Here is a 12,366-nt window from a genome sequence, read left to right as displayed (position 1 = left end):
GCCCGGGGCGGGTGACAGTGCCCGGCCCCGGGCTCTCCGGGCGCCGTCAGTCGGTCGCCGGGGCGGCGACGGGGGCGGGCGCCGGCGGGTGCAGCCGGTGCTCGGCGAGGACGCCGGTGCGGTGCCGCTGCACGAACCAGTAGTAGGCGTACCCGCCGCCGGCGATCACCGCGACGAACAGGACCGCGCCCCAGCGCAGGTACCAGTGGTAGGGGGCGGCCGCGTTGTAGACCTCGGCCCGCGGCCAGATCAGGTTGACGGTCATGGCGGTGCCCCAGAGCACGGCGAGGATGTTGACCGGCAGGCCCCAGCGGCCCAGTGAGAATTTGCCGTCGCCCGCGGGCCGCCAGGTGCCGCGCAGACGCGCCACCAGCATCGGGACGGTCACGCCGAGGTAGGCGAGGTAGACCATGACGATGCCGATGCTGGTGACGACCGTGAAGATCTGCGGCTGGCGGATGTTCACGACGAGGATGGCCATGGCGAGGACGCCGATGATCACCGCGGGCAGCACCGGCGTCTTGAAGCGCGGGCTGACCCGGGCCATCAGGGCGGACGCGGGCAGGTTGTTGTCCCGGGCCATCGCGAAGGCCAGCCGGATCGCCGCCGTGTGCACCGCGAGCGCGCACACCGTGACCGCGATGAGCACGCACCACAGCATCGCCTTGCCGGCCGTCGGGCCGAGCACGTCGAGGACGATGTACTGCAGCCCGTCCGTGGACAGCTTCTCGCCCCTGAGGCCGCCGACGCTCATCAGCGCGAGCAGCAGGACCAGCCCGCCGAGGACGAACGAGGCGACGATCGCGCGGAGGATGGCACGGGGCGCGTTGCGCGAGGGGTCCAGGGACTCCTCGCCCAGTGAGGCCGCCGTGTCGAAGCCGTACATGACGTACGCGGACGCCAGCGAGGCGACGAGGAACGGTCCGAGGTAGCCGAGCGACTGCCCGGCCCCGTGGCCCTGCGTCTCCATGACGACCTGCGGTCCGCGCGTGATGTGGACGGCGAACAGCACGATGAGGACGACGGTGGCGACCAGCTCGATGAGGACACCGGCGCTGTTGATGGTGGCCATGAGCTTCACGCCGAAGGCGTTCACCAGCGTGGTGAAGAGTATGAGCACGCCCGCCAGCACCACGGCGTTCGTCGCGACGTCGTACTTCCCGGTGCCGTCCCCGACGAACTGGAAGACGGACGAGATCTGCGGCAGCGTCAGCTGGTAGGCGAGGGCCACGGCGGCGATGGAGACGATGGACGCGACGAGCATCATCCACCCGGCCAGCCAGCCGAGGTGCGGATTGCCCACCTTCTTCGACCAGTTGTAGACGGACCCTGCCACGGGGTGCCGGGCGGCCAGCTCGGCGAAGCACAGGGCCACCATGAACTGTCCGGCGAAGACCATCGGCCAGGACCACCAGTAGGCGGGGCCGCCGCTGCCGTAACCGAAGTAGAACAGCTGGAAGGTGCCGGTGAGGATGGAGATGTAGCTGATGCCGGCGGCGAAGGTGTGGAAGTTGCCGAGGGTGCGCTTGAGTTCGGGGCGGTAGCCGAACTCGGCCAGTTCTGAGTCGTCGTTGTGCCCGGTCGTGGACGGACGGGTGGTCATCAGCGGCCTCCTGGATCGGCGAGCGGGGACGACTCGTGCGGGAGCCCCACCGGTCCGCCCGTCGATGCCCACACCTGTCGGGCCGCCCGGCGACGCCACCCTCATCAGGCCGACGCGCAACTCTCGTACCAGGAGGGCCCGTCCGGCAATCCCCGCGCCCGCGTGACTCGACCGAATCCGCGCGGACGAGGCCGCCGTCCCGCGCCTCTCCTACGAGTGCGACAGCCGGCGGGCGCCGCTCCGGCGCCGTATCCGCTGCTGGGCGCGCTCCGCCGTGCGGGCGTGCCGGCGGGCGGTGCGGCGCTCGCGCCTGAGCGCGCGTGCCGTGCTGCTCGGGACGGACACCACTCCGTGCCGCTGGTTCCAGACCTGGCGGGTGACCCAGACGTCGAGGGCGGCCCAGGTGGCCACCACGGTGCTCGCGACGCTGCTCAGGACCATCGGGAAGGCCAGCCAGGAGCCGGCCAGGGTGCACAGGAAGGCCACCACACCCTGCATGAGTGTCACCGCGATGATGATCACCGCGCGCACGGCCGCCGTACGCACCGGATCGGGCAGCCGGCGCCTGCGCGCGGGCTCCTCGACCCACAACGGCCGGTAGGAGTAACGCTCCTCGCCGCGCTCGCGGGCCGCTACGCCGTACCCGGCGCCCTTCTCCCCGTCGACAAGGCCGGCCGTCGGGCCACCGCTCTCCGCCGAGGGCCGGGGTGTGGTCAGGACCTCGTCCGCCGGAACCATCCGGGCGCCGTCGGTGTCGTCCCCGCGCGGGTCGGTCCCTAGGGGATCCGTGGCGTCACCGGTGCCGTGAGGACCCCGTGGCCCGGCCGTCGTCGCGTCGCGTCCGTCCGTCGTGGCGCCGGGATCCGGGGCCTGCGGTCCCCGTCGTGCCGCCACTGGCGCCGCCACGCCGCTCCTGAGCGCCTCGCGCTCCACCGTGCCCATCAACTCGTCACTCCCCATCCCCAGCAGACCGCTCGCCCTGGTGCCTCAGGACTCCCACTTCCCAGTGGCTGCCCGGCTTGCGCTGTTTTACGCGGCCCGGACGTGGCCCGCGGCACCATGCGGCTGATTCCGCCCCTCGTTCCCGTACAGAAAGACGAACGACCTCCGGCAAAGATTCCCGGCGACCGAAGGTTTCCGGCCAACCGGGCGGACACATCTGCGGGTTGTGGCCCCGGTGCGGGGGCCGCGACCGGGAGGCAATCTCCCGCAATGCCCGGACAACTGCTGATGTCCCGTGCGGTGCAAGGCAGATGGAGGTTCGGACAGCCCTTCGAGATACCACTGTGTCGGTAGTAGGCTCACGCCGTTTGTTGACGCACATGTGTGCCCCCGGGCCGGCGGGGGTCGAGCTGGGGGAGGCCATGCGCTTTCGCGGGAAGTCCATCCGCCGGAAGATCGTGGCGCTGCTACTCGTGCCGCTCGTGTCCCTGACCGCGATCTGGGGCTTCGCCACGGTGCTCACCGGGCGCGAGGCGATCCACCTGTTCGAGGTGTCCGACGTCGTCGAGAAGGTCGGCTTCGCCACCGAGGACACCATCGGCGTCCTCCAGCAGGAACGCCGCCAGAGCCTCGTCCACCTCGCCGACCCCCGTGCCTCGGACGCCCAGGCGGCGCTCAGGCGCAGCAGGGCCGCCACCGACAAGGCCGTCGCCGAGATCCGCGGGAACGCCGAGGACCCGGACGTACGGGCGGAGATGAGCGAGGGCACCGGTGGGCGCGTCGCCTCGATCATGGACGCCCTCGACGGGCTGGACTCGCTGCGCCACGGCGTCGACGAGGGCACCGTCGACCGGACGCAGGCACTCGACCTCTACAACCGCATCGTCGATCCCTGCTACGTCCTCCTGGCCAACCTCCACGTGCTGGACGACGTCGAGATGGACAAGCAGGGCCGGGCGCTGGCCAACGTCGCCCGGGCCCGGGAGCTGCTCTCCCGCGAGGACGCGCTCCTCGGATCGGCGCTCGTCGCGGGCCGGATCACCGGCGATGAGATCCGCGACGTCTCGGACCTCGTCGCCCAGCGCGGCCTGCTGTACGACACCAGCCTGCCGTTGCTGCCCGCCGCCGAGCGGGCCCGCTTCGAGCACTACTGGCGGAACGCGGGCACCGCGCCGCTGCGCAACGCCGAACAGGCCGTTGTCGCCGCGCCCCCGGGCGCGCCCCGCGGGGTCACCGCGAAGAGCTGGGACGAGACGGCCGGACGGACCCTCGTCGAGCTGGAGCGGATGGACGACGAGGCGCAGGACCGCTACCGGGACCGGGTCCAGCCCCTGGCCGTCAACGTCATCGTCAAGGCCGCCATCGCGGGTGTCCTGGGTCTGGCCGCCCTGCTCGTCTCCCTGTTCCTGTCCGTGCGCATCGGCCGGACCCTGATCCGCGACCTGCGCAGACTGCGGCTGGAGGCCCACGAGGCGTCCGGCGTACGGCTGCCGAGCGTCATGCGCCGGCTCTCCGCGGGCGAACAGGTCGACGTGGAGACGGAAGTGCCGCGCCTGGAGTACGACAAGAACGAGATCGGCGAGGTCGGCCAGGCGCTCAACACCCTCCAGCGTGCCGCCGTCGAGGCCGCCGTCAAGCAGTCGGAACTGCGCGAGGGCGTCTCCGAGGTCTTCGTCAACCTCGCCCGCCGCAGCCAGGTCCTGCTGCACAAGCAGCTCACACTGCTCGACACCATGGAGCGCAGGACCGAGGACACCGACGAACTCGCCGACCTGTTCCGCCTGGACCACCTGACGACGCGTATGCGCCGCCACGCCGAGGGGCTCGTCATCCTCTCGGGTGCGGCGCCCTCCCGGCAGTGGCGCAAGCCCATCCAGCTCATGGACATCGTGCGCGCCGCCGTCGCCGAGGTCGAGGACTACGAGCGCATCGAGGTACGCCGGCTGCCGCGGGTCGCCGTCACCGGCCCGGCGGTCGCCGACCTCACCCACCTCGTGGCCGAACTCCTGGAGAACGCCACGGTGTTCTCGCCTCCGCACACGGCCGTGCAGGTGCTCGGCGAGCGCGTCGCCAACGGCTTCACGCTGGAGATCCACGACCGCGGACTCGGCATGGCCGCCGAGGCGCTGCTCGACGCCAACCTCCGGCTCGCCGAGACCCCCGAGTTCGAGCTCTCCGACACCGACCGGCTCGGCCTCTTCGTGGTCAGCCGGCTCGCCCAGCGGCAGAACGTCCGCGTGTCCCTGCAGCCCTCCCCGTACGGCGGCACCACGGCCGTCGTCTTCATCCCCGACGCGCTGCTCACCGACGACGTCCCCGACACGAACGGCACCGGCTTCCGTCTCGACCGTGCGACGCCGGCGAAGGACGCCGGGAGCGAGCAGGACCACAAGACGGCGCAGGTTCCGGTACGGCTGCCGGGCCTGCCGGCCTCGATCCTGGACGGCCCCGTCGAACTGGAGGCCCCCGTCGGCCTCGACGGCCTGGGCGACCTGCCCGGCGTCCTGGGCGAGGACGACGGGGAGGGAGGCGGCCTCTTCCGGCCGCGCCGCTCCATCACCGGTGTCCCGGGTGAGCACCAGCAGGCGCGTGAGGGCCAGGGCGAGACCGCGCGCCCCGGTGACCCCGTCCGCCCCGAGGCACCCGTGCCGTTGCCGCAGCGCCGCAGGGCCCCCAAGCTGGTCAGCTCCCACGGGCGCCCGGTGACGGAGGCGAGGTCCCGGCGCGGGGCCGCCGACGGGGAGCAGCCGCCGGAGAGCGTGGAGCCGCTGCCGTCGGAGCACGTGGACTTCCAGGACGCGGCACCCTCCGCGGCCCGCCGCGGTACACGCGCCGACACGGCACGCGCCGTCCTCGAACGCTCCGCGTCGTCGCGTCGTTTCGGCGGCGGACGCGGCGAGGCCCCGGGCGGCCCGGACGGCGGACACGGCGACGCGGCGGCGCCCCTCGGGAGCGAGCGCCCCGGCACCCCCGGGCGGAACGGTGACGCCGGCGGGGCTCCCGCCGCCCCCGCGCGCGGGCGCCGTACCGCCCGGCCGGGCGGTACGGACGAGACGGTCGCGCCCACCGGGCCGGCGGTCGGCGCCGAGGGCCCGGACACGAGCGCGCTGCCCCGCCGGGTGCGGCAGGCCAGCCTCGCCCCGCAGCTGAAGGACGGACCCGAGCGGCGCACCGAGCGCGACCGGACCGCGAGCGACGGTGCACCGCCCGCCGAGCGTGACGCCGACGACGTACGCAGCCGCATGGCCTCCCTCCAGCGGGGCTGGCAGCGCGGCCGCGAGGAGAACGCCGGGGGCGACGATGCCCACGGCGGCTCAGCACCAGGAACGACAGAGGGAGACGGTCGATGACCGCACCGAAGGCCGCAGGGCACCCCGTGAGCAGCGCGACGTCGGGGGAGCTCAACTGGCTCCTCGACGATCTGGTGGACCGGGTCGCCAGCATCCGCAAGGCGATCGTCCTCTCCGGCGACGGACTGCCCACGGGTGTCTCCAAGGACCTGACCCGCGAGGACAGCGAGCACCTGGCTGCCGTCGCCTCCGGGTTCCACAGCCTCGCCAAGGGTGTCGGCCGGCACTTCGAGGCGGGCAGCGTCCGGCAGACGATCGTGGAGCTCGACGACGCGTTCCTGTTCGTCACGGCCGCCGGCGACGGCAGCTGCCTGGCCGTCCTCTCCGAGGCCGAGTCCGACATCGGGCAGGTCGCCTACGAGATGACGCTCCTGGTCAAGCGGGTCGGCGTACATCTCGGCGCGGCTCCGCGCACCGATCTGCCCGCCGACGGGTAGTGGGATGGCATGAGCGGAGACGGTCAGGGGACCAGCCACTGGTTCGACGACGAAGCCGGACCGGTGGTCCGTCCGTACGCCATGACGCGCGGGCGCACCACCAGCCCGGCCCAGCACCGGCTCGACCTGATCGCGGTGGTCGTCACGGAGACCCACGCGGACGACCCCGAGGCGGACCAGGCGCTGTCCCCGGAGCACGTGGACATCGTCGAACTCTGCCGTGACGCACCGCAGTCGGTCGCCGAACTCGCCGCGGAACTCGACCTCCCCATCGGAGTGGTCAGGGTCCTGATCGGCGACCTCGTGGACGAGGAACTGGTGCACGTGACCCGCCCCGTACCGCCCGCGGAACTGCCGGACGAGAGCATCCTGCGCGATGTGATCAGCGGCCTCCGGGCGCTGTGAGCGGCGCGACCGGGGTGCGGACGTGAGCGGCCGGCGGCCTTGGCCCGGCCGCCGCGGACGCGTCGCGGAGCGCTCTCCCGGAGCCCGTGCCGCCGCCGTCCGCGCGGGCACGGCGTCCCGGCCGCGAGGGCGGGACCGCCACGGAACACGGCGGACGTGAGACGGCGGATGCCCGCCCCGGAGACGTACCTGTCATCGACATTCCGCGCGGCGGCCACGTCCGCCCCGCCCGACCCCAGCGAAGCAGGAGAAGAGACCGATGATCTTCGGGCGAACTGAGCGCGGCAAGCCTCCGGTCGAGCCCGTCACGCTCAAGATCCTCGTCGCCGGCGGTTTCGGCGTCGGGAAGACGACCCTCGTCGGCGCGGTCAGCGAGATCAGGCCGCTGCGGACCGAGGAGATGCTCACCGAGGCGGGGCGTCCGGTCGACGACATCAGCGGCGTCGAGGGCAAGAGGACCACCACGGTCGCGATGGACTTCGGCCGCATCACCCTGCGCGAGGACCTGGTGCTGTACCTCTTCGGTACGCCGGGACAGGACCGCTTCTGGTTCCTGTGGGACGAACTGGCCACCGGCGCCCTCGGTGCGATCGTCCTGGCCGACACCCGCCGACTGGAGGACTGCTTCGCCGCCGTCGACTACTTCGAGCGGCGCTCCATCCCCTTCGTGATGGGCGTCAACTGCTTCGAGGGCGCGGCCCGTTACCCGGCCGAGGACGTACGCCGGGCGCTCGACCTGGACGAGGGCGTCCCCGTGGTGCTCTGCGACGCCCGGGACCGCGAATCGGCCAAGGAAGTGCTCATCCGGGTCGTCCAGCACGCGATGGACCAGGCCGCCGTACGCCGTGAGGCCGTGACCGGCTGACGGCCGGTCCCCCGCGCGGCACCGCCGGTCCCGGGGGCGCCGCGGTGGTGGCGGACTCCCGTACGCCGTGCGCCGCGCCGGGCGGCCCGTGCGTGCGGCCCGTACCCCCGCCGACCGGGGTACGGGCCGCACTCCTGCACGCGCGCGTGGGCCCACGGGGACCCATACGCCCGCAGCACCGGCGACCGGGGCGTACACGCGCGGCGGCGTCATCCCACGCGCGCGTGCACCACCGGTCGGATCAGACGCCCTCCTCGTGCCAGCCGAAGCTCTTCTCCACCGCCTTGTGCCAGTTGTGGTACTCGCGGTCGCGCTCGGCGGACTCCATGACCGGTGTCCACTCGACGTCCTTCTGCCAGTGCGTCTTGAGTTCGTCGAGGTCGCTCCACACGCCCGTGGCCAGGCCGGCCGCGTACGCCGCGCCCAGACACGTCGTCTCCGACACCTTCGGGCGGATCACCGGGACGCTGAGCACGTCCGCCTGATGCTGCATCAGGAGGTTGTTCTTGGTCATGCCGCCGTCGACCTTCAGGGTGGTGATCTGTACCCCGGAGTCCTGGTACATGGCGTCGACGACCTCACGGGTCTGCCAGCTCGTGGCCTCCAGGACCGCGCGGGCCAGGTGCGCCTTGGTGACGTACCGGGTGAGGCCGGTGACGACACCCCGTGCGTCGGAGCGCCAGTAGGGCGCGTACAGGCCCGAGAAGGCCGGCACGATGTACGCGCCGCCGTTGTCCTCGACGCTCGCCGCCAGCGTCTCGATCTCGTCGGCGGTGCGGATGATCCCCAACTGGTCGCGGAACCACTGCACCAGGGCCCCGGTGATGGCGATCGAGCCTTCGAGGCAGTAGACCGGCGCCTCGTCGCCGATCTTGTAACCCATCGTGGTGAGCAGGCCGTTCTTGGAGGGGACGGGCCGGTTGCCGGTGTTGAGCAGCAGGAAACTGCCCGTGCCGTAGGTGTTCTTGGCCGTGCCGACGTCGTAGCAGGCCTGTCCGAACACGGCCGCCTGCTGGTCGCCGAGCGCCGACGCGACCGGCACGCCCCCGAGTTGGCCCACGGCGGGGCCGTACACCTCGGAGGAGGACCGGATCTCGGGCAGCATCGCCTCCGGGATGTTCATCGCGGAGAGGATGGACGGGTCCCACTGGAGGGTCTCCAGATTCATCAGCATGGTGCGCCCGGCGTTGGTCACGTCGGTGACGTGCCGCCCGCCGTCCGTGCCGCCGGTCAGGTTCCAGATCAGCCACGAGTCGATCGTGCCGAAGGCGATCTCACCGCGTTCGGCACGCGCGCGCAGCCCCGGCACGTTGTCCAGCAGCCAGGCCGCCTTGGGCCCGGAGAAGTAGCTGGCCAGCGGCAGCCCGGTCTGCTCGCGGAAACGGTCCTGCCCGTCCGTGCCGCCCAGTTCGTGGCAGAGGGCGGAGGTACGGGTGTCCTGCCAGACGATGGCGTTGTGCACGGGCTTGCCCGTGGCGCGGTCCCACAGCACCGTCGTCTCGCGCTGGTTGGTGATGCCCAGCGCGCTGAGCTGGTCGGCGCGCAGCCCGGCCTTGGCGATCGCTCCGGCGACCACGGCCTGCACCTTGGACCAGATCTCGGTGGCGTCGTGCTCCACCCAGCCGGGCTTGGGGAAGATCTGCCGGTGCTCGCGCTGGTCGACGGCGACGATCGCGCCGGCCCGGTCGAAGACGATGCAGCGGCTGGAGGTGGTGCCCTGGTCGATGGCGGCGACGTACTTCTCGGCGTTGTCCGGCATGGATACCCCTTGGTCGCTCGAACTCAGAAGGCGGCGTTGTAGAGGAGGCCCGCGAGCGCCCCTCCGATCAGCGGGCCGACGACCGGGACCCAGGAGTAGCCCCAGTCGGAGGTGCCTTTGTTCGGGATGGGCAGGAACGTGTGCACGATGCGCGGGCCCAGGTCGCGCGCCGGGTTGATGGCGTACCCGGTGGGTCCGCCGAGCGAGAGCCCGATGCCGACGACCAGCAGGGACACCAGCAGCACCGAGATGCCGGAGCCGTAGATCCCCTGCTCTCCGGGGACCGGGCCGATGCCGATGCCGATGTTCTTGCCGAAGGCGAGGATCGGCAGCACGAGGGCGATCGTCGCGATGATCTCGGTGAGGAGGTTGGCGACCGGGTTCCGGATCTCGGGGATGGTGGAGAAGATGCCGAGGGTCGGCGTCGGCTCGTCCGCCGTCCCCTCCGTGGTGCCCGTCTTGCGGACGTTGGCCTGGAACTGCGCGAGGTAGACCAGGTAGGCCAGGACGGCGCCGATCATGGCACCCACCATCTGGCCGAGCACGTAGACCCACACCTTGTCCCACACGCCGGTGTCGACGGCGACGCCGATGGTGACGGCAGGGTTGAGGTGGCCGCCCGACAGCGGGGCGGCGGTGTAGGCGCCGGCCAGGACGGCGAAGCCCCAGCCGAACGCGATGACGATCCAGCCCGACGCTTGCGCTTTGGAGAATCTGAGAGTGACCGCGGCGCAGACTCCGGCGCCGAAGAGGATGAGGATCGCGGTACCGATGACCTCACCGACGAATATGTCTCCGTTGCTCATGGCGGCTCCTAGGCCCTCGCCCGGGGCGGTCCGCCCCGGTCCACCGTGCAGGGTGCGTTTCCCATGGCCGCTTCGGCCGAGGGCAGGGAGATCCCGCGCCCCGCCCGGCGTCCGTGACGAGCGTGCCGTAGCAGCGGAATCGCCCGTGGGGGGATGGCCCTTCGCGCAGGCGGGAACCCGAGCGGTACAGCGCCTGAAGACGCCCGAATGCGGCGATGCCGACTGACACCGGGAAGTGTTCACCGGCACTCAGGGGGCGTCAAGGTCGCCGACCGGAACCGTTCGCGACCGTGTGCGAGCCGCGGCCCGCGGACGGCGCGGAACGGCGGCCGCGCGACGGTCCCGGCCCGGGAGCCGCCCGTACGCCGCGGGTGCCGTCGCGTCAACTCCCGGACGCGAGAAGGCCGTTGACGCGCCGGCCGGACCGGTGGGCATCGCCCCTCGGCGCCGCGGCCGTCCGGCCCGGACGCCTCATCCCGCCTCGGCCGCCCCGCACCCCGCCTGTGCCGCCATGGGCCCCGGACCGCGGCGCACCTCGTGACCGGCCAGTCCCGCCCGCCCCAGGATCCAGCTGGCGCCCGGCAGGGCCTTCGCCGCCTGCTTGAGCGGTGCGAGGCACGCGGCGGCCTGCCGGTGGTCGGTCACGGTGCCGGGCGCGCACAGCACCGTGGCGAGGGACAGCGTCACCGCCAGCCCGCCCGCCGACCAGGGGACGTCGAGCACCGAGGCGGCCACCTGGTCGAGACCGTCGGGGTCGGCGAGGACCAGGAAGTCGTCGCCTCCGATGTGCCCCACGCGCGTGGTGTCGGACGCGGCGAGCTGCAACGCCCGCCCCACCGACCGGATCAGCTCGTCGCCTGCCGCGAACCCCGCCCCGTCGTTGACCCGTTTGAAGTGGTCGACGTCGAGCCAGCTCAGCGCGAAGGGCCGCCCGGCCGCGATCCGCCGGTCCACCTCCTCGGTGATCGCGTCCGAACCGGGCAGCCGCGTCAGCGGGTTGAGCCCCGCCGCCTCCTCGACCCGGCTCTCGGCCAGCGCCCGTACGAGGTCGGCGAGACGGACGACCCCCACGCACCGCCCGAGCCGGTCGACGACGGCGACGTCGTCGGACGTACGGTCCCGGTCGCCGCCCGCGACCACGTCCAGCACCTCCCACGCCGTCGCGTCGACGCCGACCGTGCGCGGCGGATCACCGAGCTTGGCGGCGGGCCGGTCGGCGTACAGGGCGTGCCCGTACCGCCCCGACATCGACAGCAGGAACCGGGACCGGTGCACCGAGCGCACGGGCACCCCGGACGCGTCGACGAGCAGCACCCCGGACACCTCGGGCGAGCCGGTGAGCAGCGCCCGCACGCGTCCCGCCGACGCCGTCGCGGGCAGCAGGGCGGCCGGCCGGACGAACTGCCGTACGGAGGGCCCCGACCGGGGCGTGGCCGTGAGGGCGGGGGAGACGGCCGGGACGTACACGTCGGCGGCGGGCAGCCGCGCCGGCGGGGCGAACAGCTGTCCCTGCGCGAGCTGCGCACCGGCGGCGACCGCGGCCGCGCACTGCGTCTCCGTCTCGACGCCCTCGACGGACAGCAGCGCGCCCGAGTGATCGCAGAACGTGCGCATCGCCCGCACCGCCGCGGGGCGGCTCAGCAGGGACGCGTCGAGCTTGATGAGTTCGGGGTCGAGGTCCGCGAGCAGCCGCAGGGGAACGTCGCCGTCCCCGACGCCGTCGGCGCAGATCCTGAAGCCCTCCGCCCGGAGCCCGGCCACCGCCTCCAGCAGCGCGTGCCGGGGCACGTGCGTGTACGGCGGGCCGATGTCGAGGGTGATCTCCCACGTCATCCGCCCGGCCTGCCGTACGGCCTCGCGCAGGGCGGCCAGACCCCCGAGATCCGCCAGCGTCCCGGCGAACACGTTGACGTGCAGCGGCAGCAGCGTCTCCTTGCGGGCGGCGGCGTGCACGGCCCACGCGGCCACCCGCCCGTCGAGCTCCGGGTCGCGGCGGGCCTGCGCCAGGATGTCCCCGGCCTCCGGACGCGCGAGTATCTCCAGCGCCGCGACCACTCCGGTCGTCAGGTTGACCACCGGCTGGAAGGCGAAGCGGAGAGTATCCGTCCAGGAGTGCACGGAAGCATGATGGCGCCGCTCGCGTACGCCGGAACGCGATTCACACGCTGTTCACACAGCATTCCCGCCCGGTCACACTGG

General features: G+C 72.7%; 9 protein-coding genes. 4 read left to right on the top strand and 5 right to left on the bottom strand.

Annotated elements, in window-relative coordinates; all coding sequences use genetic code 11:
• Positions 1-46 precede the first annotated feature (46 nt).
• Both ACWGIS_RS31180 and ACWGIS_RS31175 read right to left on the bottom strand, forming a co-directional pair.
• Positions 47-1,603 (bottom strand): APC family permease, encoded by a 1,557-nt coding sequence (locus ACWGIS_RS31180; protein ID WP_453365834.1) that lies wholly within the window; start codon positions 1,601-1,603, stop codon positions 47-49.
• Positions 1,604-1,813: 210 nt separating this feature from the next.
• Positions 1,814-2,341, bottom strand: a complete 528-nt coding sequence (locus ACWGIS_RS31175) for a hypothetical protein (protein WP_453365853.1) — start codon at positions 2,339-2,341, stop codon at positions 1,814-1,816.
• A 626-nt stretch (positions 2,342-2,967) separates the two neighbouring features.
• Here ACWGIS_RS31175 and ACWGIS_RS31170 point away from each other — a divergent pair.
• The 4 genes from ACWGIS_RS31170 (at position 2,968) to ACWGIS_RS31155 (ending at position 7,602) form a co-directional block, all read left to right on the top strand.
• Positions 2,968-5,895 (top strand): nitrate- and nitrite sensing domain-containing protein, encoded by a 2,928-nt coding sequence (locus ACWGIS_RS31170; protein WP_453365833.1) that lies wholly within the window; start codon positions 2,968-2,970, stop codon positions 5,893-5,895.
• The gene (locus ACWGIS_RS31165; RefSeq protein WP_358855355.1) at positions 5,892-6,332 is read left to right on the top strand and encodes a roadblock/LC7 domain-containing protein; all 441 of its coding nucleotides are present in this window, start codon (positions 5,892-5,894) and stop codon (positions 6,330-6,332) included. Before ACWGIS_RS31170 ends, ACWGIS_RS31165 begins: the two co-directional genes overlap by 4 nt.
• Before the next feature lie 9 nt (positions 6,333-6,341).
• A complete protein-coding gene (locus ACWGIS_RS31160) occupies positions 6,342-6,737 on the top strand; it encodes a DUF742 domain-containing protein (protein WP_453365832.1) in 396 nt (131 codons plus the stop codon).
• A 259-nt stretch (positions 6,738-6,996) separates the two neighbouring features.
• The gene (locus tag ACWGIS_RS31155) at positions 6,997-7,602 is read left to right on the top strand and encodes a GTP-binding protein (RefSeq protein ID WP_453365831.1); all 606 of its coding nucleotides are present in this window, start codon (positions 6,997-6,999) and stop codon (positions 7,600-7,602) included.
• 241 nt (positions 7,603-7,843) lie between these two features.
• Here ACWGIS_RS31155 and glpK read toward each other — a convergent pair whose 3' ends face one another.
• The 3 genes from glpK to ACWGIS_RS31140 all read right to left on the bottom strand — a co-directional run bounded on the left by glpK (position 7,844) and on the right by ACWGIS_RS31140 (position 12,285).
• The gene (gene glpK / locus ACWGIS_RS31150) at positions 7,844-9,361 is read right to left on the bottom strand and encodes a glycerol kinase GlpK (protein ID WP_453365830.1); all 1,518 of its coding nucleotides are present in this window, start codon (positions 9,359-9,361) and stop codon (positions 7,844-7,846) included.
• A 23-nt stretch (positions 9,362-9,384) separates the two neighbouring features.
• The gene (locus tag ACWGIS_RS31145) at positions 9,385-10,167 is read right to left on the bottom strand and encodes an MIP/aquaporin family protein (protein ID WP_453365829.1); all 783 of its coding nucleotides are present in this window, start codon (positions 10,165-10,167) and stop codon (positions 9,385-9,387) included.
• 471 nt (positions 10,168-10,638) lie between these two features.
• The gene (locus tag ACWGIS_RS31140) at positions 10,639-12,285 is read right to left on the bottom strand and encodes an EAL domain-containing protein (protein WP_453365828.1); all 1,647 of its coding nucleotides are present in this window, start codon (positions 12,283-12,285) and stop codon (positions 10,639-10,641) included.
• Between the last annotated feature and the right edge of the window lie 81 nt (positions 12,286-12,366).

This window comes from Streptomyces sp. NPDC054842, from assembly GCF_053611025.1.
This window is presented reverse-complemented; position numbering and strand designations above follow the sequence as displayed.